The sequence below is a fragment of the Bifidobacterium sp. JNUCC 75 genome (assembly GCF_054819865.1).
In genome coordinates this window covers 1,124,717-1,146,903 of the sequence record NZ_JBTHIF010000001.1, presented here as the reverse complement: position 1 = coordinate 1,146,903, position 22,187 = coordinate 1,124,717, and the positions used below count along the sequence as shown (strand labels likewise).

Below are 22,187 nucleotides of genomic sequence, written 5' to 3'. Positions count from 1 at the left end.
ACACTCCTTACCCCGTCGGCCAAAGACCTATGGCCGCCGTTATCACCGTTCTTCTATGATATCGGAGATGTCCGCATGGCAGACCGCGCTTGCCGGAAGCCGAACTCGCACATGCATGGTTTGAACTGCTCGCTTTTTCTTGCAAATCGATTCTCACTTGTGGACAGGAACGATTAGAGTCGAAACATGTCTACCTTCGCACCCTCTTCATCCTGGAAACCCTCCACCTGGCTGGCCCGCCTGATGCTGCTGATGGCCGCCGCCGCCTGGGGAGCCGGATACACCTTCGAAAAGGTTGCTATGGAGACCTTGACCGTGCGCTGGCTGATGGGCATTCGCATCCTGTGCGCCATTGTCATCATGACGCCCTTTTTGCTGCCACGGCTGCGTAGAACCGGGGCCATACACACCTTGGTACCGGGACTGATACTGGGGGTCAGCTACTGGGCGGCCTTCAGTCTGCAGATGATGGGACTGACCACCATCGCCCCAGGCCGCAATTCCTTCCTGACGGCCACCTACTGCATCTTTGTGCCCTTCCTGGTCTGGATCATGGCCCGTCGACGACCCGCCCTGCGCCACTTCGTCGCGGCTGCCATCTGCATCCTGGGTGTGGCTCTGATCTCACTGCCGGCCCACGGCGGGGGACAGGGGCTGTCTTTGAGTACTGGTGACCTGCTGACCCTGGCCGGCGCGCTGCTCTATGGGGTCAACCTGGTGATCACCGGGTTTTTGACCAAGAAGTTCGATGCCCCCACACTGACATACCTGGAGCTACTGTTCGGCGATATCCTCTTCCTGGTCTGCGCGCTGATCTTCGATCCCTTGCCCAGTGCGGCCGACTTCACGCCATCGACCTTGGGCTCCATGATTTATCTGACACTGATTTCGACGCTCATGGCCCAGAACTTCCAAAACATCGCCTTTTCCAGGGTCCCCGCCGCCCAAGGTTCGCTAATCCTGTGCTCAGAAAGCCTGTTTGGCATGCTGGTCTCGGTCCTGGTCCTGCACGAGGAGCTGACGGCCACCCATCTGCTGGGCTTCGCCATCATCTTCACCGCCATCATCCTGTCCGAGGTCAGGCTTCACCCCCGCCGGTCATCGGCGGATTCCTCTGCGCCTGTGTCTTCCTCCCGGTAGGCTGTCCCAGGCAAGAGGTCGTAGGGCATCTGCCGCTTGATCAGGTAGAAGACCAGCAGGAGCAGGGCCAGGATACGCGTTGCAATCTGAACGTTGCCGGTCCATGGGCCGAAGACAGCCAGGATAATCGCGGTTCTGAACAGATAGAAGAGGAAGCGGGACCAGCCATGCCGCTGCTTGGTCTCGACGGTCATGTGGGTGAAGGTGGCGCCCAGCGTCCGTCCCCTACGGGGTAGAGGGATAAGCAGTTCGAAGATCAGCAACATAGCTAGATCCACCACAGTCCCGAACACGTCCAGAGCGGAGGGGGCGATCAGCAGCCCACCAAAGCGGTAGTGGCCATCCAGTTGATAGGTGCCCAGGCGATGGACCGCATAGGTCACGCCCATCCCCAGGGACATGGACAGGATGGTGGCCAGGAGCAGATCCAGAGCCAGGGAGACGGCACGGTGTATGAACCCGGGATTGGTTACCAGCTGGGCGACGTCAGCCTGACGGGTGGGAATGAGTTTGTTGGCAACCATGGCCACCAGATAGCCGATTATTGCGCCAGAAGTGTTCCAAATCAGGTCGTCCACGTCGAAGAGACGGTAGGCACAGCCGACGATGCCGAAGACCCCGGTCAGCTGGGCCGTTTCGATGAAGAGGGAGACCAGGAGAGCTACAGGCAGGGCCAGGATGAAGCGCCAGCGGAAGACTCGACCCATGATGAAGCCCAGGGGCAGGAAGAAGGCCACATTGAGCAGGATCTGCAGCATGGCCATCCGACCGCCTGTGCTCAGATCGGTCAGGAACTGCAGGGGGTTGAGCTGGGGGCTCAGATGATGGGTGGCGCAGAAGGCGGCACGGTCGTCGGGCATGGGCCAGAGGGTGAAGAAGACCAAGGCCAGTAGGTATAAGACGGTCAGGTAGGCCGCCATGGCTGCTGTCAACCGGAGCCGGTGATACCGGTTGTAGATCAGGGCAAGAATGGGCAGGGTCAGAATCAGCGAGGCCAAGGGCCAAAAGACCAGAGATATGCCAAAGGAGCCGCTGAAGTAGTCCAAGTATGTCGAGAGCACAAATCCAGTCTAAATCGCCCTCGGGCCTATCGACCGATTGACTGCGCCGACGAGGAGCTCAGTCGTCGCCCAAGGTCACGTGGATGCCGCCTACCAAGGAACTGACCAGGTTGTAGAGGAAGGCGAAAATGGTGACCAGAACCACTACTATCACAATCTCGAAAATGGAGAAGATGGTCACCGAACTCAGGACTGTCCCCAGGCTCAGCACCTGGCCCAGATCGAAGCCGCCCGCGTCCAGGCCCGTTTTGGAGATGACCTGAGTCAGGTTGTCAAAGAGCCCCATGGCGTTGAGCAGGAACCAGAGCAGAGCAGCAGCCACCACCTGAATGATGCCCCCAGCGATGGCCAACAGGAAGGTGACCTTGGCCACCGACCAGGGCTCCAACCGGGTCAGGGACAGCTGCATGCGCCGGGCCCGAGGCACATGAGGACGCGCCGCCGAAGCCGAAGCCGCAGGCCGAACAGGACGGGATGAGGATACCTTGACCGGACCGGCAGCCGAAGCTGTGGTTCTTGCGGAACGTCCCGATGCCGTCCTGCCGGCTGCAGGAGCCGGGGGAGTGGCCGATGCAGTTCGACGGGACTCGCCCTGTGCGGATTCATCAGCCTTGGTCTTCCCCTTTTGGGACTTACCAGCACCCTGCTTGCCGGCCTTGACCTGCTTCTGATCATCCTGGCTCATCGGCACTCCTTGATCCTTGCGTTCAATAGCCCGCGCATACCGCCGCTGGGCATGCATGACTTCTTACGAGGCTACCAGTCTTGTCAGACTGGTAGCGGACCAACTCAGTCCTCCTGGGTCAGGCTCTGACCGTCGCCGGTTCCGGTGGTGGCGATGGGCTGATCCTTGGCTGCCAGGGGAGCGGCGGAAGCCAGATCGGTCTGATCGGCATCCTCTTCCTGGTCGTCACGTTCGGCATTGCGGGCGATGGAGAGAATCTCATCACCCTTGTCGGGCTTGGCCAGGGTGACTCCCTGGGTGTTGCGACCGGTCCGCTTGACCTCGGCCACATCGGAGCGGATGACCTTGCCGGACTTCATGATGGCCATGATCTGGTCGTCCTCATTCACCACCAGGGCGCCGACCAGGGATCCCCGGCCCTCCACCATGGCGATGGCCTTGACACCGTAGCCGTTGCGACCCTGCAGGCGGTACTCACTCAGAGCGGTCCGCTTGGCAAAACCCTCATCAGTGACCACCAGCAGGTCATCCTCGGAATCCTTGGCGATCACGTCCATGCTCAGCAGTTCGTCGCCTGGGCGGAACCGCATGCCCTGGACACCAGCGGTCTGCCGTCCCATGGGCCGCAGGGTGGAGTCGTCCGCCGAGAAGCGCACGCTCATGCCCTTGCGGGAGACCAGGATGATTTCGTCATCGGCATTGCAGAGTGCTGCACCCACCAACTCATCGCTCTGGGGCACCTCCTGTCCCTCCTCGTCGGTGACGGTGCCCAGCTCCATCAGTCGCACGGCGATCAGACCGCCCTGACGGGGCGAATCATACTCGTCCAGGCGGGTCTTCTTGACCCGTCCCGTCCGCGTGGCCAATACCAGATAGTCCGCATCGTCGTAGCCGTGCAGGGAAAGGACCTGTTCAATCCGCTCGCCTTGACCCAACTGAAGCAGGTTGGCTACATGCTGTCCCTTGGAATCGCGGGAGCCTTCAGGCAGCTCATAGGCCTTAAGCCTGTACACCCGGCCCTTGTTGGTGAAGAAGAGCAGCCAGTTGTGGGTGCTGGTCAGGAAGAAGTGGTCCACCACGTCGTCCTCACGCAGCCTGGCTCCGCGGATGCCCTTGCCGCCGCGGTGCTGGGCCCGGTACTCATCGGCCTTGGTCCGCTTGACGAAGCCGGAGTGGGTGACGGTGACCACAACCTGCTCGTCGGCGATCAGATCCTCCACGTTCATCTCACCCGAGTAGGGGACGATCCGGGTGCGCCGCTCGTCGCCGTACTTGTCGACGATCTCGTCCAGCTCATCACCCACGATGGTGCGCTGCCGCTCGGGGTGGGCCAGGATGTCGTTGTAGTCGGCGATCTTGCGCATGAGATCCTCGTGCTCGTCCAAGATCTTCTGCCGTTCCAGGGCAGCCAGACGACGCAGCTGCATGGCCAGGATGGCATCGGCCTGGACCTCGTCCACGTCCAGCAGCTCCATCAGGCCAGTCCGTGCGGTCTCCACGTCCTTGGAGGCGCGAATCAGGGCAATGACCTGGTCAATCATATCCAAGGCCTTCAGATACCCCTGCAGGATATGGTCGCGATCCTCGGCCTCGCGCTTCAGGTAGCGGGTGCGCCGCTCGACCACATCCAGCTGGTGGTCCACCCAGTGGCGGATGAAGGCGTCCAGACTCAGGGTCCGGGGTACTCCGTCCACCAGGGCCAGCATGTTGGCCCCGAAGGTCTGCTGAAGCTGGGTGTGCTTGTAAAGGTTGTTGAGGACCACCTTGGGCACGGCATCGCGCTTGAGCACCAGGACCAGGCGCTGGCCGGTGCGGCCTGAGGTCTCGTCGCGCATGTCGGCGATGCCCTGGATCTTGCCATCGCGCACGGCCTCGCGGATGGAGGAGGCAAGCCGGTCGGGGTTGACCTGGTAGGGCAGCTCAGTGACCACCAGGCACATCCTTCCGCGGATCTCTTCGGTGTTGACCACGGCCCGCATAGTGATCAGACCTCGTCCGGTCCGGTAGGCCTGCTCAATGCCCTTGTGCCCAAGAATGGTGGCGCCGGTGGGGAAATCAGGCCCCTTGATGATGGCGATCAGGGCGTTGAGCAGCTCCTCCTTGGAAGCTTCGGGATGCTCCAGGGCCCAATGCACGCCCTTGGATACCTCGCGCAGGTTGTGCGGAGGAATGTTGGTGGCCATGCCCACTGCGATGCCGGCTGATCCGTTGACCAGCAGGTTGGGGAAGCGGGAGGGCAGAACCGTGGGCTCCTGGGTCTTGCCATCGTAGTTGGGTATGAAGTCGACCGTATCCTTGTCGATGTCGCGCACCATCTCCATGGCCAGGGGAGCCATGCGGCACTCGGTGTACCTCATGGCGGCAGCCGGATCGTCGCCAGGGGAGCCGAAGTTGCCCTGGCCGTCCACCAGCGGATAGCGCATGGACCAGGACTGGGCCAGGCGCACGATGGTGTCATAGATGGCCGCATCGCCGTGGGGGTGGTACTTGCCCATGACGTCGCCCACCACGCGCGAGCACTTGTTGTAGCCGCGGTCGGGCCGGTATCCGCCGTCGTACATGGCGTAGATGACCCTGCGATGGACCGGCTTCATGCCGTCGCGGACGTCGGGCAGTGCCCGCTCCACGATCACGGACAGGGCATAGGACAGGTAGGATTCCCGCATCTCCTGCTGGAGGTCAATGGGTTGAATCCGCTCGCCTTTAAGGAGGCCGTAATCGGTGTTGTCCATCTCTTGTGGACTGAGCGGCTCTCGAGACCCGTCGGGCAGGTTGAGGCCGTCCTGGTCCGGGCTGTTGTCGTTGTTGTTATCGTCTGCCAAAATTGATCCTTAGCTCAAATGGTGAAAAGAGGAGGCGTCCGTCTCAGGCATCGATGAAGCGGGCGTCGTGGGCGTTGCGCTGGATGAACAGACGCCGGGGTTCGACCTCGTCACCCATGAGCATGGTGAAGGTCTCGTCGGCCTGCTCGGCGTCATCGATGCGGATCTTCTTGAGGATGCGATGCTCCGGGTCCATGGTGGTCTCCCAGAGCTCCTGGTAGCTCATCTCGCCCAGACCCTTGTAGCGCTGGATCCCTTCGCCCTTGGGCAGCTGCCGACCTGAGGCCTTGCCCTCGGCCAGAACCCTGTCGCGCTCGGCGTCGGTGTAGACGAAGCTGTGGGGACCCTTGGTCCACTTGAGCCGGTAGAGCGGGGGCATGGCCACGTAGACGTAGCCAGCCTCGATCATGGGCCGCATGTAGCGGAAGAAGAGGGTCAGGTTCAGGGTGGCGATGTGGGCGCCGTCCACATCGGCGTCGGCCATGATGATGACCTTGTGGTAGCGCACTTTGTCGATGTTGAAATCCTCGCCGTATCCCCCTCCTACAGCGGTAATCAGGGATTCGATGGTGTCGGACTTCATCATGCGGTCCAGGCTGGCCCGCTCCGTATTGAGGATCTTGCCACGCAGCGGCAAAATGGCCTGGGTCATAGGGTTGCGCCCCTGTATGGCCGAGCCGCCTGCTGAGTCACCCTCCACGATGAACAGCTCACACTCTTCGGGGTCGCTGGACTGGCAGTCCTTGAGCTTGTCGGGCATGCCGGCCGTCTCGAAGATGGACTTACGACGGGTGTTCTCGCGGGCCTTCTTAGCCGCGATCCTGGCGCGGGAGGCCTCCATGGCCTTCTGGATGATGGCCTTGGCCTCGCCTGGGTGGGCGTCAAACCAGTCGCTCAACCTTTCGGTCATGACCCGCTGGACGAAGGTCTTGGCCTCGGAGTTGCCCAGCTTGGTCTTGGTCTGGCCTTCGAACTGCGGATTGGTCAACTTGACGGAGACCACAGCGGTCAGCCCCTCGCGCACGTCGTCGCCAGAGAGGTTATCGTCCTTGTCTTTGAGGATGTTCTTGTCCCTGGCGTAGCGGTTGATCATGCTGGTCAGAGCCGCGCGGAATCCCTCTTCGTGGGTGCCGCCCTCAGTGGTCGCGATGGTGTTGGCGAAGGTGTGGACCGACTCCGAGTAGGCGGTGGTCCACTGCATGGCCACCTCGGCGGAGATGCCCAGCTTCAGATCCTCGGCCTCGAAGTCGATGACCTCGGCCTCCACAGGCGTGGCCTTCCTGACCTTGACCAGGTAGTCCACATAGTCCTTGATGCCGTTGGCATACTGGTAGCTGACGGACTGGCCCTTCTGCTCCGGGGTCTGCTCCTCGCCCGCCACCTCGTCGCCGGCCTGGTCGTTGGGACGCAGGTCGGTCAGGGTGATTCTCAGGCCCTTGTTAAGGAAGGCCATCTGCTGGAAACGGCTGCGCAAGGTCTCGAAGTCATAGACCGTGGTCTCGAAGATTTTGGGATCGGCCCAGAAGGTCACCGAGGTGCCGGTGCTCTCATCCGGCCCCATGGCTTGGTCCTTGGACAGGGGAGCGGTCGGCTTCTGGTTACGGAAGTTCTGATGCCAGTGGTAGCCCTGTCGACGCACTTGGACGTCGATTCGGGTGGACAGGGCGTTCACCACGGAGATGCCCACGCCGTGCAGACCGCCCGAGACCGCGTAGCCGCCGCCTCCGAACTTGCCGCCGGCATGCAGCTTGGTCATGACCACTTCGACGCCGCTCTTGCCCTCGCCTGGCACCTCGTCTACAGGGATGCCACGGCCGTTGTCGTCCACTCGGATGCCGTTGTCGGGCAGGATGGTGACTTCAATATGGTCAGCGTACCCGGCCAGAGCCTCGTCGACCGAGTTGTCGACGATCTCGTAGACCAGATGATGCAGGCCCCTGGGGCCCGTCGAGCCGATGTACATGCCGGGACGGACGCGGACCGCCTCCAGCCCCTCAAGCACCTTCAGATCGCTGGCATCATAGTGCTCGGGTGAAAGCGAATCATCCAGCTGCGCATCGTCCAGCTGATCCAGCTGATCCTGGCCCGTCATGCCATCATCCTGAGGCTTGTCCTCCTCGTTTTCCCGGCCCTCTTGCGGGGTCCGGGACGGGTCAGTATTGAGATCTGCCACGGATAGTCCTTTCTGCACCCCCATCGTCGGCCACTGACGACAAAGCAGCTTCCGTTCGTGGTCGAGCGGGGGATTGACTCATGGTCACCAGGTTCCAAATCGTCCATAAAGGGGCCTTGGAAGCGTTTGACCCTATAACCTATAGAATACCAGCGCTAGGGGACTTTAGGCTTACAGAAAGCTGGGAAGACGGTATTCGCAGATTATGGGTTCACCCGTAGGTGTCACGCACGCCTCGGCCGGGCGGATCGAACCGCGAACGGCGAAAGCTGTAGTTGTGGGGGCCGGTCACCCGGATCTGTCTGACCGGCATGCCCAGCCGCTTGGCAATGGTCGCTTTGAGCTGGGGGACCAGGTAGGTCAGCTGAGTGGCCCAGACCGTGGTCTGCGCCTGGATGATCAGCACGCCCTCCTGGTAGGAGACCACTCTCGAATGGGCTGCGATGCCGGGTCCAACTACACCGTCCCACTGGTTGCGCAACCGAGCAACCTTCAGATGACTGGTCCACCCGCTCCCAGCAGCAAGGCTGGTCACCACACCTCCCAGTTTGGCTGGGTCGCGGCCCGGCTTGCCAAATGCATACCAGGCCTTACGGGAGTTGTCCTCCCGCTGCCGACGAGTGGCCGCCCGTCGCGTGCAGCCCTCGAAGACCAGGGCCGGCAATCGACGCTGATCCAGGTGCAGAGTCTCAACCATGGGGGCCTTCATGACAGGTCGTTCCCCTCCGGCCCATCCGGCATATCCGAGTCCTCATGAGCCGTCCCTCTGGTTCGACGCAGGTCCTGCATGGCACTGGCAATGGCTGGATCCTGGGCAGCCGGATCAGATGGCTGCAAAGGCCTCAGTCGGGACACATCCACCAGCCTGGCACCCTGCAGGGAGGGAATATCGCTGTCGGCGGCCACGGTGATCAGCACCTGGCTCTGCTGACGGGCAAAGTCCAGAATCTGATCCCTACGGCCCCGATCCAACTGGGCGAAGACATCATCCAGAATGACGATGGGCTCCAGATCGCGACGATCCTTGACCACCTGCAGCAGAGCCAGCCGCAAAGCCAGAGCCAGGGTCCACATCTCACCGTTGGAGGCGAACTCCCGAGCAGGCATGCCGTTGAGTGTGAAGACCAAATCATCGCGCTGAGGACCGATCAGATTAGTGCCCCGGGCCACTTCTCCTGGGTAAATCCGCTGAAAGTGACGACTGACGGCTTCGGCGACCTCTGGACCTGTCTGCCTATCGGGTCCGATTTCCTCCAGGGATGGCTGGTAAGTCAATCGAGCATCCTGATCAGGGCCTGCAAGCCGACCATACAAATCGCTGAAGGGCTGGTCCAAAGCCTCTACCAGAGCCGCTCGTCGTCGGCTCAGATCCAGCCCGGTGCGAATAAACTGCCCAGTCCAGACCTCAAGGCCGGAAAGGGCGGCGTCACGCCCATCACCCGAGGGATCATAGCCCGCCTGGGAGAGCTGCTTGAGCAGGGCGGCGCGCTGCTTGGCCACATGACGAAAATCCTGCCGGACCCGGAAGTAGTCGACATCGAGCTGGCTGCCGGCCTGGTCCAGCACGGCCCGCCTGGCCGCCGGCTCTCCGGAGACCATCAGCTGATCCTCAGGGCTGAAGGTCACGCAGGGTACCCGGCCCACCAGGTCACGCTGATAGAGGGAAGGCCCGCCGTTGATTCTTCCCCGGTTGGCTCCCTTGGCGGCAATGGTCAGCTCATAGTCGGTAGCGGTTCCGTCCTGCTCCAGCCTGGCCCTTATGGTGGCCTTGGACTGCCCACGTTCTACCAGGGGTAGTGAAGATGAAGTCCTATGGCTGCCGCCGGTGGACAGGACCTCGACGGCCTCGACCAGGTTGGTCTTGCCCAGACCGTTGCGCCCCTCCAGAATGGTGACTCCAGGCTCCAGATCGAGGACACAATGCTCCCAGGAACGGAAGTGATCCAGAACCAGACGGGAGATGTGCACAACGATCGTTCCTCGAACCTACCCGGATGTCAGTTGTTGAAACGCATGGGCACCAGCAGGTAACGGTAATCCATGGACTCCTCGGAATCCTGCTCCTGCTGGCCGTTGAATTCCACAGCCTTGACTGCCGAAGTCATCTTGATGCGGACAAAGGGCTCGGCGATGGCACCCAGTCCGTCAATCAGATAGTTCGGATTGAAGGCCACCGTGATGTCTTCCCCGTCCAGATCCGCCTGCAGAACCTCATGTGCCTGTGCTTCGTCAGCCGTGCCGGCACTCAGGGTCACCTCGTTGCCGGAAAAGACCATACGGATGGGGGCGTTGCGTTCGGCTACCAGGGCTACACGCTTGATGGCATCGATCAGATCCTGCCGGGCGATGACCGCCTGGATGGGGTATTCGTCCGAAAAGAGACGATCCACGGCCGGGAATTCCCCATCAATCAGCTGGGTGGTGGATATTTTGCCAGCGTTTTCCACGCCCATGATGGTGGGGTTGTCAGCCTCGTAATCCATGGTCACGTTCTGGTGCTCGTCCAAAGAACGGGCGATGTCTCGCAGCAGGGAGCCGCGGATCAGCATGGAGGTGGAAAAATCGGCGTCACGAGGAGTCCAGGTGAAGCTCGAACGGGACAATCTGAAACGGTCGGTGGCGGTCATGACCACCTTGTCCCCAGTGATTTCGGTCTTGACGCTGGTCAGGACCGGCCGGCTCTCTTCCCTGGAAACAGCGACGATGGACTGGGAGATGGACTGGATAAAGGTCTCAGCATCCACCTGGCCCATAGGTTCAGGGACGGCAGGGAGGTCAGGATATTCGCTGTCAGGCATCAGTTGCAGAGAAAAAGTGGATTTGCCCGAGGTGATGGTCATCTTGGATCCCTCGGTTGACAGATAAGTCTTCTCTGATGGTAGTGACTTGGTGATGTCTGCCAAGAGTTTGCCTAGCACCAAGGCTGTTCCGGATTCATCGATGCCTGCTTCTATGTGGTTTCTTGCCGAAACTTCGTAATCGAAAGCGGAAAGCTTCAATGTTCCATCAGAGGCTTCCATCCTGATGCCTGCCAGAATCGGCGAAGCTGGTCGGGAAGGGATGATGCGGGTGGTCCAGGCCACTGCATCCGAGAGTGCGGATGAATTCACTTCTACTTTCATGGGAGCCTTCTTGTCGATGAATGAACTGGACTCATTCTATCGAATAGCTCAGGTGATGTGGTTGGAACAAGCAGATGTGCTTGAGTGTGAAGGTGACTATTGCATAAATATACATAGGGTCATCGTAATAAGCTCGGTGGATGGTGTGGATAAGTTCTCAAATCCTTGCAACGAAGTGGATAGACCTCAATCAGACGGTGTGGATAAGCGGTGAAATCGATGTGAATAAGAAGCCAAGTTATCCACAAGGTTGTATTTTTGCTGGGTTATCCACAAAAGAGGTGCAGTTATTCGCTGAGAACACACCACTTATCCACGGAAAACCGGTGTGTTATTCCCAAGGTTTGCCCACATCCGGGGATAAGTAGGTGGATATCTTTTTCTGTCGGTCCACAACAGTGTCTGCGTGTCGCATCAATTTTGGGGCTGCTTGAGCCGGACCGTAAGCTCCATGACATAGTTGTAAATCTCTCGCTTTTCCTGCATCTCATTGGAGATACGAGTGTAGGCGTGCATGACTGTGGTGTGATCGCGGCCGCCAAAGACCTCGCCGATGTCGACCAAGGACATGCTGGTCATTTCCCGGGCCAGATACATGGCGATCTGTCGGGCTAGGGCGATGTTCTTGGTGCGCGTACGGCCGACGATATCGTCGAAGGTCAGATGGAAGTACTTGGCTACTTGGGAGATGATGTCAGTGGGCTTGATTTCCACGTCTGTAGAGAAGAAGTCTTGCAGGGTCTGTTCGGCCAGGGCCGTAGTGACCGGCTGATTATTGAGGCTGGCTACGGCCGTGACACGGGTCAGAGCACCCTCAAGCTCTCGGATGTTTTCGGTAAAGCGTTCCGCGATCAGATCCAGAACCTCGTTGGGAATACTGACTCCGTTCATGGAAGCCATCATTCTCAGGATGGCCACCCGTGTCTCCCGATCTGGCGGCTTGACGTCCACAGTCAGACCCGAATCGAAACGCGAGATCAGTCGCGATTCAAAGCCCTTCAGATTCTTGGGGGCCACGTCCGAGGCGATGACGATGCGCTTGTTGGCGTCATGCAGGGCATTAAAGGTGTGGAAGAACTGGTCCAGGGTGGCCTCCTTGCCCCCTAGAAATTGGATGTCATCGATAAGGAGCACATCCACCTGCCGGTAGCGGCGATTGAATTCTGCGATCTGACCCGATCCCTGGGTGGAGTTCTGCAGGGCGTCGATGAATTCGTTGGTGAATTCCTCCGAGTTGACGTATCGGACCTTGAGCGAGGGATCCTTGACCAGTGCATAGTTGCCGATGGCGTTGAGCAGATGGGTCTTGCCCAGGCCTGAGCTGCCGTAAATACACAGGGGGTTGAAATCCTGACCTGATCCTTCGGCCACGGCCAAGGCCACGGTCCGCGCAAAGCGGTTGGAATCGCCCGGGACGAAGGTATCGAAGGTGGCGTTCTTGTTCAGGTGAGTCTGTGGGTCGCGCTCCACCCGGTTCTGGTTCATGGGGAAGCGGGGCACGGTGAAGGCGGGCCGGGATGTGGCTCTTTCTGTCTCGCTCTGCCGATCGGTATTACCGCCTGCCGTTGGCCTTACCACGGAGGAGGGTTCGGATAGCTCGGCCTGCATATCCAAGGTCATGGGCACATAGGTGCCTTCGTGGAAGTCATTAGCGGAGACAATCGGGGACTTGGATGTTCCAGGATTCCCGGCCCGCCAGTCCGAGTGGACCTCTGAGCTGGGGGATCGGTCGGTGCCGGCCTGACGCTGGTAGTCGTCATAGGGATCCTGAGCAGGACTGGGGACTTGACGGAACTCGCCACTGCCCGGTGCGGTGCCGGCCATGGCGGATGCGCGGTGGTCGTTCTGTTGATCGGCAGCCTTCTGCTTGGCCATCTGCTCCGGGTAGACGATTTTAATAGCCGGGAACATCTCCTGATTGGTGACCAGCTGTAGTGCATTTAAGACGGGCTGGCTGAGCGGTCCCTGCACAGCCTCCTGAGTTGCCTTGGAGGAGACCCGCAAAACGATGGTGGTGCCGAAAACCGCTTCGGGGGTGATGTCCTCCAGCCAGCCCTTGTCCCTGGAGGTCAGTGAACTGCTATAGCGGAGCACCTGCAGGACCGAATCCCAGATTCTCTTGGCCTGGGCAGCGGCATCCAGCGGATCCTGCGCCATCAGTGTGCTCCTCTCTTCTTGACGACTGATTGTCCTGGTCTTTCTGCTTCTCTCAAATTCGACAGTAGCCCATTGTTACACCGACTTTGCGCGGTTATCCACAGGATAGCGTGTTGTATCTGCGATGAATGTGAATAACAGTGATGTAATTTGTGGATAAGTGAGGAGGCCCTTTTCCTGCTATGACAGGGTTTGCGGAGGGCATGAAGCGGTCCCAATCAGCTGGGTGGTGGAAGCTCGTTTGACTCCGTCCCGGCTCATGTGTACCGTGATATAGCTTGACTCATAACGAGCCGTACTCGAGTATGTCTACACACGGGAGCAACGAATTATGAAGAGGACATTCCAACCCAACAATCGCCGTCGCCACATGAAGCACGGATTCCGCGCTCGCATGCGTACCCGCTCCGGTCGTGCCCTGATCAACCGCCGCCGGGCCAAGGGCCGTCGGACCCTCTCTGCCTGAGTCGGATCCCGATCCTTTTTCAGAAGGTGGAACGGCTGAGGAGCCACCGGGAGTTCACGGCGGTGCTCAGGCGACGCCATCGAGTCAGCAGCAGGGATCTGGTCATACATTATTTGATACCTGGGCCTGACCGGACGGCGACCCCGCTGCCAACGGCATCGGCTGTGCACGAAGGGCGGCATGACATCCTGCCAGCAGGCAGACGCCGCATGGGGCTCGCTGTATCCAAAAATGTGGGCAAGGCCGTGACCAGGAACAAGGTCAAGCGCAGGTTCAGGCAACTCGCGGAATTCAAGGAGGACCTGCTGCCACCCTCCTGTGATCTGGTCATGCGCGCCAAACCCAGCGCTGCTACAGCCACCTACAAGCAGCTGGAGGAGCAAATGGACAGGCTCTTCCGTGACCTCATGCGTAAGTCCGGAAAGACTGCCGGCGGTCTTGATATACAGGGACAGTCAGGTCCGCAGTTCGCTGGATCCAAGCGTCAACCGGTCCAACAGCTGAAAACCAGTGAAGGATGCCGAGCATGAGCGGCCTGGCCTCCCGGGCTCTGCAGAGCGCAGTCCGCTGGTATCAGCGCCACATCTCACCCTTGTCGCCGCCGAGGTGCCGTTACTACCCGACTTGTTCCCAGTACGCTTTGACCGCCTTGAAGCGGTTCGGGGCCTTGCGCGGAACCATCCTGGCCATTCTGCGGTTATTGCGTTGCACGCCCTTCAACAACGGCGGAATCGATGACGTGCCCCAAAGGTTTTCCATCTTCTATCGGTTCCCGTGGTCCAAGGCTCATGAGGAGGCCCGGCTGACCCCCCTGGCCCCAGACAAGGAGACGGCCTGACAATGTTACACAACAACGACACCTTCACCTTCGATACGGGTATATACGGTTTCTTCTACAAGATCCTGTACCCGATCGAGTGGCTCATGACCTACATCATGACCTATTGCCACAAGTTCCTGACCCTGATCGGGTTCCATAAGGGTCCCGGCGTGGCCTGGGCGCTCTCGGTAGTGATGCTGGTGCTGATCGTCAACCTGTGCGTGTTGCCGCTCTTCATCAAGCAGCTGCGATCCATGCAAAAGATGCAGGCTCTGCAGCCGAAGCTGATGAAGATCCAGAACAAATACCGCAACAAGAAGGATCCGGCCAGCCGAGAGGCCATGAGCCGGGAGACCATGAAGGTCTATCAGGACAACCATGCCAATCCCATGGGGTCCTGTCTGCCGGCACTGGTGCAGGGCCCGGTCTTCATGACCATGTTCTACGTGCTTTCGGCTGTGCCCTTCATCGCCCGTGGCAAGCGGGCACCTCTGGGAGCCTTCAATCGAGAGGTGGCGCGGGAATTCGAAGAGACTACCTTTTTCGGGTTGCGGATTTCGGACAACTTCATGTCCGCCCAGGGTGCGGGCCGTATAGTCATTGTGGTCTTCATCGTGCTCATGTGCTTGGCCATGTTCTACTCGCAGTTCCATAATGTTCGACGGAACATGCCGAGGTCGGCCATGCAGGGAAAGCAGTACAAGATGCAGCAGATGATGGCCTTCATCTTCCCGGTCATGTACATCTTCTCGGGCATCTACTTCCCATTCGCAGTGCTAATTTACTGGCTGACCAACAACCTTTGGAATCTGGGCCGAACCCTCTTCCAGGTCCGCCATATGCCCACTCCTGGCTCGCCGGCCGCAGAGAGCAAGGAAGAGCGTGACCATCGCCGTGAGAATGCCCGCCGCAAGCGCCAGGGGCTGCCCTCTTTGGAGGAGGAGCAGTTGATGGAGGCCAAGAGGTTGGAAGAGGAAGCCCGCAACAACAAGAACATCTCCCACCAGCGTTCCCAGCCCCATCGCAAACGTCGCGGCCGTTGATGCGGCTACTGGCGGTGGAGGCCGGCGTGGTAACCCGGCTTTCGGTCGGGCGAATACTGGAGTAATCTGCAATCATCACGTCCGTGTATCCTCAATACTGGACACTCGATTGGTGACCAGGAATCCAGTGGACCTGAGGTTATGAATCGGATGTAAACGCGTGTAAGGAGAGCATAGATGTCTCAGTCTCTGGACCAGGGAAAGACCATCGAGCAACTCAATGAGGAGGCGGATGTCGCCGCCGACTATCTGGAGGGGTTGCTGGACATCGCCGATTACGAGGGCGATATCGAGATGGGGGTGCGCAACCACCGTCCGACCGTGCAGATTGTGGCTGACGACGATACGGATATCAAGCATCTGATTGGCAAGGATGGTGAGGTGGTCGATGCTCTTCAGCAGCTGACACGCTTGGCCGTGCAGCAGAAGATAGGGGAGCGCTCCCATCTGATTGTGGATGTGGATGGCTTCCTGCGGCGCAAGCGCGAACATCTTCGCGAGCAAGCCCTGGATGTGATTGATGAGGTTCGTGAGACTGGCGACCCTGTCAATATGAAGCCTATGAACTCTTTTGAGCGCAAGATCGTTCATGACATGGTCCGCGAGGAGGGGTTGAAGTCACGTTCCCACGGCGAGGAGCCCCACCGGTACGTCACTGTCTATCTGAAGGCCAAGAGCGAAGACGAAGACCTGCCTGACGATGTTGAGGACGAGCCAGTCGGGTATGACGACCCGCTGGACGTGGATGAAACCGATCAGGTCGTCGATTCGGCTGACTACGAGGCTGATGATGATCCTGCGGATGCTGATAGGGAGTGACTGTTAAGCCTCACAGGGCTATGCGTTGATGAAGTATTCATGACGTCGGCCTTTTTGGATTGGTCCACTGTTTGGTTCGGTCATACTGTCTGTTGTGCTATCTGCCAGCGCTGTACCATTTGGCAGGTGTGTGTAGTGCTGTCTGGCTCATGATTGTGCTTAGTCTGCCATGTTGCTTAATCCGGATTGCTCTTTTGCGTTTGAAAACCATATGGTGGTAATGGTCTTAGAAATGCAGCTGTTTTCGATTCTGGCAGCGTGAATAATCCTGCTGGATACGACGAGACTATATGACGCTGTTATGGTCTGTGGCTTTGGCCGACTGGGCGTGGAAGGTGAATGTGAGGAGTTGAAATGGCTGTTGTGGATGATGAGCTGAACGATAGTCCCCTCTTGAGGCAGGTGCTCGGCGATGCTCTGGTACCCATGCAGCGTTTTCATGACAAGCTCTTGCGCGAGGGTGTGGAGAGGGGCATCATTGGCCCTCGCGATGAAGACATTATTTGGGAACGGCACATACTCAATTCAGCGGCTATTGTGCCTTTCGTGCGAGAGCGATTGAGCACTGACGGCCAGACGGCAACAGTGGCGGATATAGGTTCCGGTGGGGGCTTCCCAGGCATTGTACTGGCTGCCTGCCTTCCGCAGTGCAGTGTTGTTCTTGTCGAGCCAATGGAGCGGCGTGTGACCTGGTTGCAGGAAGTGATTGATGAGTTGCACCTGGCTAATGCTGTTGTGATTCGCAAGCGTGCAGAGGATCTGGTTCCGCAATCCTCTAAGGCTTCGATTCGGCACAACAAAAAAAGTTCACAAAGCCGCCATCATGGTCGTCGTCGAATAGAGAAACAGTCTGTTTCGGCATACGGCCGTGTTGGCTCTTTAGCCTCGACCGAAGCCAGGAATGCTGACAGCCAACAAGATGTAAATGACCATGACTCTTCGGAGGTTACGGGTGGTGCAGGTCTAGCAGACGTCCAATCCAATCTTTCAATTCCACAGACTTTTGACGTTGTGACGTGCCGAGCTGTAGCCCCCATGACTAAGCTCGCCGGATGGACCCTGCCGCTTTTAAGATCGAGAGGTCAGCTTATTGCCCTTAAGGGTCGTTCGGCACAAGCTGAGCTGGATAAGGCTGCCAAAGAGATAAAAAAATGTCATGGAGAGAATCCACGGGTTTGTCTAGCTCCAGTCGCACCCGGCCTTGAGAATACCCACGTGGTTCTTGTGGACAAACACTAAAGTACGACACTGATATGACCTTATTTAATGACTTTGATGCCTGAGATGTTGCTCAATCTAAAGACAAGAATAGGCTAGGTAAGATAATCAATTATCAGTATTCAAAACAGAGTCTTATCGAATACCTGATTAGAGATAATCGATTAAGCTCTATCGGATCTAAGTAGGCCTTTTCTAGACAGCGGCTTAGCGGATATTCATTCGTGGTGAATGGAGTATTAGATTAAGAGGAAAGCAAGCACGCTTGTGATTTTTATTGTCTGACTCGTGTATGCTTTCAACTCAAACATTCTTAGGTTTTTTGATACTCTAGTTTTAGACAACGCCGTAGATAACAGTCAGAACTGGCTATATACAATTAGATTATTTAAAATAAAGATATTATATATTTTGAATGTAATGCACATCAAAGTACTTATTCGGGTTTGTTGTGCAGGAGGTTTCATTGTATCCTGATGTTGCCGTCCAAGTAGTATTGGAATGATTGTATGGTGCCCTATATCTGAGTTGGATATACTGACATCTCTTTCTATTGTTGCATTAAGAGTCTCGGGAGATGTTCTACTTTCGTTGCTGGGGGATCTATGCGTTTACCTAAGTCCCTTACTCGACAGTCGAAGTTATGCATCTCTTGCTGTACTCATTTATGTGTTTCTCTTACTCCCAGGCAGTTTATTGTGTCTATCCTTTGTCTCGATCTTCTCGGCTTTCTAAACCGTTCGGTTTCCTCCCTTTCCTTAGAAATATCGATAGGGGTATCCTGATTCTTGCAAATGCATGAAGATTACATGAGTTATCGATTAAACGCCACAGATTATGTCTCTAAAATAATCCGGAATGGCGAGAATCCCCCCCCCCCCTGATGTGGGAGTTGGTAGACAACCGAACCGAGCTATAAGAGAGCTGTTCACCGGCTTCAGATGTGTCCACTAAAGAATGTTTCACGTGAAACATTGACAAAGGATCTTTTTTTAACCCAAAACAAGTAAACTATGCTTCATTGGTTCCAGCTGTAACTCATCTAGATGACTTAGCACACTGTTATGAGTATGTTCTACAAGAACGTCCATCAGTAACGACTACATTTAGGGCATCTTAGAATATAGCAATATTCGAGGGGGGGGGGCTTCCGGTGGATGATCGCTATGCAGAGATAGATCGTAATGTTTCACGTGAAACAATTAACGCAGAATGAAATAATCAGGATTAGCTTTATGAAAGCGCAGACGAGAGGATATCGAAATGTTTTCTGTGTCTTTTTTAGTAAAAGTTGTTAAAGGTCTTGCTTCTTAGCTACGTCTCCTTCAATCATAATTTTGCGGAGTAAACTAGAGTCTTCATAGACATAATGAAGTCTTTTGTTTAACAGCACTAAAACACTATTTAAAATTAGCATTTAGTTCTGTTTTCTTGATTCGGCAGCCGTTATAGGAGGTAGATGGATAGATTCCGCAAATAAAAGACAAAACTAAGTTAGCCGACTGCGTTAGAAGACAATTAACGGGGTAATATACTGCCCAGGCAGTATAGATGTTTCACGTGAAACCTCCCTCTTGCTGTACGTTTGTATAAGGCTCGTCATCCGAAGGATTTATTTTGGTATTACAGCGGTGTTTATAGTGGCTATCGTACAGATGGATAAGATCATTGAATATAACCATGAATAATGTTGCTTGGTTTGACGAGTTAATAGATTTATAGATTTGTTGCTAATAAGTTATGCACAATTCGGACCAGACCTTCGAATTATCCACATCGTCGTTTGAAGACGCTGGCCTGTGCTGAGAAGTGCCAGACTTATCAATAATTACAAGGCAAATCTAATAATCTTGGGTAAGGGCCAGCCGCTGTGGCTCCGTTGGATCTATCCACACTTATCCACAGTTATGAACAGTGACCGTGTATAACTTTCAGCTGTTCTGACATGTCCAACTAGGACGGGAAAATTGAATGGTTATCAAAAGGAGGAAGGTTCGTGACCGCATCGAAGAAGGTGAAACCCGTTTCGGGGAATACCACGGATATCGGTGAGAAGCCCACGCCAACCGCATCAGGTATGGAGTCGACAACGGATATTCTCAATAGAATATTCGCTGAGGGGACTGGTTCGGTGTCTGGTGCGGAGATGGCAGATCTTTCTGCGCGCTATCAGGCCTTACATCAGGCTGAATTTCCTCACCCTTCAAAAACGCGCTTCATTGCCGTTGCAAATCAAAAAGGCGGGGTAGGGAAAACCACGACCACTGTAAATTTGGCATGTGCTTTTGCTGAATTCGACGAACGTGTGTTGGTAATCGATATGGATCCACAAGGCAACGCTTCTACTGCATTGGGTGTAGCTCATGAATCCGGGACGCCGTCAACATACGACGTGCTCGAGGGTCGTCTTGGGATTGACGACGTTAAGGTAGTATCCCCTCAATTCCCCAACCTTGAGGTTGTCCCATCTTCTATTGACCTCAGTGGTGCTGAGCTGGAAGTTGCGGATATGCCCAACCGCAATCAGCTCATGAAGAAAGCTGTTGCCGACTATCTTAAAATCTGCCACCAGCATTATGACTATGTTCTCGTTGATTGCCCTCCTAGTCTCGGATTATTAGTTCTGAATGCCATGTGTTCGGTCAATGAGGTATTGATCCCAGTGCAAGCTGAATACTATGCTCTTGAAGGACTGCAACAATTACTGCATACCATAGGACTTGTTCAGCAAAGCTATAATCCTTATCTCGTAATCTCAACCATGTTGTTGACCATGTATGACAGGCGAACGCTGCTCAGCAAAGAAGTGTTTGATCAAGTCAAGGAGCATTATCCAGAGATAGTGCTTAATACGACCATCCCGCGTTCTGTCAAAATCTCTGAGGCTCCCAGCTTCCGGCAAAGCGTTGTCACCTATGACCCTAAAGGAGCTGGCGCTATTGCTTACGAAGAGGCGGCGTTAGAAATCGCCCAGAGATCCGAGCAAGTGTTGGAACATATCGCCAATAGAAGACAGGGGGAGTGAGGACATGACAAGCCGTTCACGGTTAGGCAAGGGCTTGGGGGCTCTATTCCCCGCCCTGCCAGGTGAAGATGACGAAACCAATGCTGACAAAGGCCGTCAGCAAGATAACAAAGTACCGAATTCCGGCAACAAGCAGCCCACCCTTCAGGGCTTGGGTGCTGAATCGGACGGACGACTTCGCAAAGATATAGATGCCTCAGAAGAAGACGGCGCTAAAAGAGAACGCAGTACTACGCATTCGGGGAGTACAAGCACTCAACTAGCGGCTTCGGCAAAGTCTTCTGGGATCGGTCGTAAACGTTCCAACAAGGGACAAAAGCGTGTCAGCATTTCCGAGTCTCTTAAGGAGGATGTTTCACGTGAAACATCCACTTCGAAGAGAACTACCAAGCGTCGGTCAGTTCCGTCCATCAGCAGCTTGGAGCACCCAAGTGATCTTTTCTTTGGTCCTACGACGACAAATGTTTCACGTGAAACATTGCCGATGATGGGATCGAGTAAGGCTGTCGATCATCGGACAAAAGAGACTCAGCAAAGCGTCAACCGTGCACCTATTGTTGGCAATGCTACTGAGCCGAATAAGACGGAGAGCAATAGCCGAGAGGAGCTGAAACCCGTCCAAGGCGGGTACTTGGCTGAAGTGCGTGTGGACGATATTAGGCCCAATGCTCAGCAACCGCGACAAATCTTCGATGAAGACGAACTGTTGGAGCTTTCACGCTCCATCAAAGAAGTTGGCGTATTGCAGCCCATAGTGGTGCGAAGATCAACTCTTATAGACCGTCCAGGAACAATCAAAAATAAGACAACCTCAGTTGGCGGCGCGGAAAGCAAATCCGGAGCAATTGGCGCTAAGACCGGTGAGGAACAATCGAGTCAGCTTTCAAATCAGAGGGAAGCGGGTCTACAGCAAACAACCCATTATGAGATCATAATGGGTGAGCGTCGTTGGCGTGCTACTCGATTGGCTGGTCTGGATACCATACCTGCAATTGTGAAAACAACGAGCGACGACACCATGTTGCGTGATGCTTTGCTCGAGAATCTCCATAGAGTGGCTCTTAATCCGTTGGAAGAAGCAGCCGCTTATCAGCAAATGATTGATGAGTTCGGCTTGACTCAGGACGGTTTGTCTAAGTCAATCTCTAAGTCCAGGCCTCAGATCACGAACACACTTCGATTGTTAAAATTGCCCCCAAGTGTGCAGAAAAAAGTAAGCTCAGGTGTGTTGTCAGCTGGGCATGCTCGCGCCTTGCTTACTTTGCCGGATGAAAAGTCTATGACTACTCTGGCAGACAAGATCATTGCTGAAGGTCTGTCGGTAAGATCTACTGAGGAACTTGTCGCCTTGCAGACTGGACAGGCGAAGAAGAAAGCAAAGAAGCCTAGGGTAAACGCCTGGGCTGATAGTCCTGTGCGCCAGGATCTGGAAAGCCACTTTGATACCAAGGTGGCCATCAAGGGCACTAAAAAGCACGGGAAAATAGAAATCGTGTTTTCTTCGCCTGAAGACATGGACCGCATCGTTGCCATTCTCTTGGAAAAGAATCAATCTGCAAGTAATGACAGTCATTCTGGCGATAAAGGCTGGGTTTGATCCCATTCTGGAAGTGAGACCTCAGGGTTTGCTCATCCG

The 22,187-nt window shown here is 56.2% G+C and carries 16 protein-coding genes and 1 pseudogene; 9 read left to right on the top strand and 8 right to left on the bottom strand.

Annotated features, from left to right (window positions below; translation table 11 throughout):
- Window positions 1-186 precede the first annotated feature (186 nt).
- On the top strand, window positions 187-1,140 hold the full coding sequence (locus ACVWNW_RS04765) for a DMT family transporter (protein WP_454481379.1): 954 nt from the start codon (window positions 187-189) through the stop codon (window positions 1,138-1,140).
- Here ACVWNW_RS04765 and ACVWNW_RS04760 read toward each other — a convergent pair.
- The 8 genes from ACVWNW_RS04760 to dnaA form a co-directional block, all read right to left on the bottom strand.
- Window positions 1,086-2,201 (bottom strand): VanZ family protein, encoded by a 1,116-nt coding sequence (locus ACVWNW_RS04760; RefSeq protein ID WP_454481377.1) that lies wholly within the window; start codon window positions 2,199-2,201, stop codon window positions 1,086-1,088. The two genes, ACVWNW_RS04765 and ACVWNW_RS04760, sit on opposite strands and share 55 nt — an antisense overlap.
- Before the next feature lie 58 nt (window positions 2,202-2,259).
- A complete protein-coding gene (locus ACVWNW_RS04755) occupies window positions 2,260-2,886 on the bottom strand; it encodes a DUF3566 domain-containing protein (protein WP_110424635.1) in 627 nt (208 codons plus the stop codon).
- 104 nt (window positions 2,887-2,990) lie between these two features.
- Window positions 2,991-5,708: a DNA gyrase subunit A gene (gyrA, locus tag ACVWNW_RS04750; protein WP_110424634.1), complete on the bottom strand. Its 2,718-nt coding sequence runs from the start codon at window positions 5,706-5,708 to the stop codon at window positions 2,991-2,993.
- A 43-nt stretch (window positions 5,709-5,751) separates the two neighbouring features.
- Complete coding sequence (gyrB, locus tag ACVWNW_RS04745) at window positions 5,752-7,800, bottom strand: DNA topoisomerase (ATP-hydrolyzing) subunit B (RefSeq protein ID WP_110424643.1); 2,049 nt, start codon at window positions 7,798-7,800, stop codon at window positions 5,752-5,754.
- Window positions 7,801-8,092: 292 nt separating this feature from the next.
- Window positions 8,093-8,578, bottom strand: coding sequence for a DciA family protein (locus tag ACVWNW_RS04740; protein WP_390895321.1), 486 nt, complete (start codon window positions 8,576-8,578; stop codon window positions 8,093-8,095).
- 8 nt (window positions 8,579-8,586) lie between these two features.
- Window positions 8,587-9,849 (bottom strand): DNA replication/repair protein RecF, encoded by a 1,263-nt coding sequence (recF, locus tag ACVWNW_RS04735; protein ID WP_454481374.1) that lies wholly within the window; start codon window positions 9,847-9,849, stop codon window positions 8,587-8,589.
- Between the two features lie 29 nt (window positions 9,850-9,878).
- Window positions 9,879-11,003: a DNA polymerase III subunit beta gene (dnaN, locus tag ACVWNW_RS04730; protein ID WP_110412227.1), complete on the bottom strand. Its 1,125-nt coding sequence runs from the start codon at window positions 11,001-11,003 to the stop codon at window positions 9,879-9,881.
- A 414-nt stretch (window positions 11,004-11,417) separates the two neighbouring features.
- Entirely contained in the window at window positions 11,418-13,160 is a 1,743-nt protein-coding gene (gene dnaA / locus ACVWNW_RS04725) for a chromosomal replication initiator protein DnaA (protein WP_454483322.1), read from the bottom strand.
- Window positions 13,161-13,491: 331 nt separating this feature from the next.
- Here dnaA and rpmH point away from each other — a divergent pair, with 331 nt between their 5' ends.
- The 8 genes and pseudogenes from rpmH to ACVWNW_RS04685 all read left to right on the top strand — a co-directional run bounded on the left by rpmH (window position 13,492) and on the right by ACVWNW_RS04685 (window position 22,148).
- Window positions 13,492-13,626, top strand: coding sequence for a 50S ribosomal protein L34 (gene rpmH / locus ACVWNW_RS04720; RefSeq protein ID WP_015022700.1), 135 nt, complete (start codon window positions 13,492-13,494; stop codon window positions 13,624-13,626).
- A 26-nt stretch (window positions 13,627-13,652) separates the two neighbouring features.
- Window positions 13,653-14,045, top strand: a pseudogene (rnpA, locus tag ACVWNW_RS04715) (ribonuclease P protein component); the annotation flags it as partial.
- Between the two features lie 107 nt (window positions 14,046-14,152).
- On the top strand, window positions 14,153-14,464 hold the full coding sequence (gene yidD, locus ACVWNW_RS04710; RefSeq protein ID WP_198229844.1) for a membrane protein insertion efficiency factor YidD: 312 nt from the start codon (window positions 14,153-14,155) through the stop codon (window positions 14,462-14,464).
- A 2-nt stretch (window positions 14,465-14,466) separates the two neighbouring features.
- Window positions 14,467-15,489, top strand: a complete 1,023-nt coding sequence (gene yidC, locus ACVWNW_RS04705) for a membrane protein insertase YidC (protein ID WP_198229843.1) — start codon at window positions 14,467-14,469, stop codon at window positions 15,487-15,489.
- A 177-nt stretch (window positions 15,490-15,666) separates the two neighbouring features.
- Window positions 15,667-16,308 carry a Jag family protein gene (locus ACVWNW_RS04700; protein WP_454483319.1) on the top strand — a complete coding sequence of 214 codons (642 nt, stop codon included), beginning with the start codon at window positions 15,667-15,669 and terminating at the stop codon, window positions 16,306-16,308.
- Window positions 16,309-16,662: 354 nt separating this feature from the next.
- The gene (locus ACVWNW_RS04695) at window positions 16,663-17,547 is read left to right on the top strand and encodes a 16S rRNA (guanine(527)-N(7))-methyltransferase RsmG (RefSeq protein WP_454483317.1); all 885 of its coding nucleotides are present in this window, start codon (window positions 16,663-16,665) and stop codon (window positions 17,545-17,547) included.
- Between the two features lie 2,056 nt (window positions 17,548-19,603).
- Window positions 19,604-20,551, top strand: coding sequence for a ParA family protein (locus ACVWNW_RS04690; RefSeq protein WP_046323942.1), 948 nt, complete (start codon window positions 19,604-19,606; stop codon window positions 20,549-20,551).
- A gap of 4 nt (window positions 20,552-20,555) precedes the next feature.
- Window positions 20,556-22,148: a ParB/RepB/Spo0J family partition protein gene (locus ACVWNW_RS04685; protein WP_454483315.1), complete on the top strand. Its 1,593-nt coding sequence runs from the start codon at window positions 20,556-20,558 to the stop codon at window positions 22,146-22,148.
- Window positions 22,149-22,187: the final 39 nt, after the last annotated feature.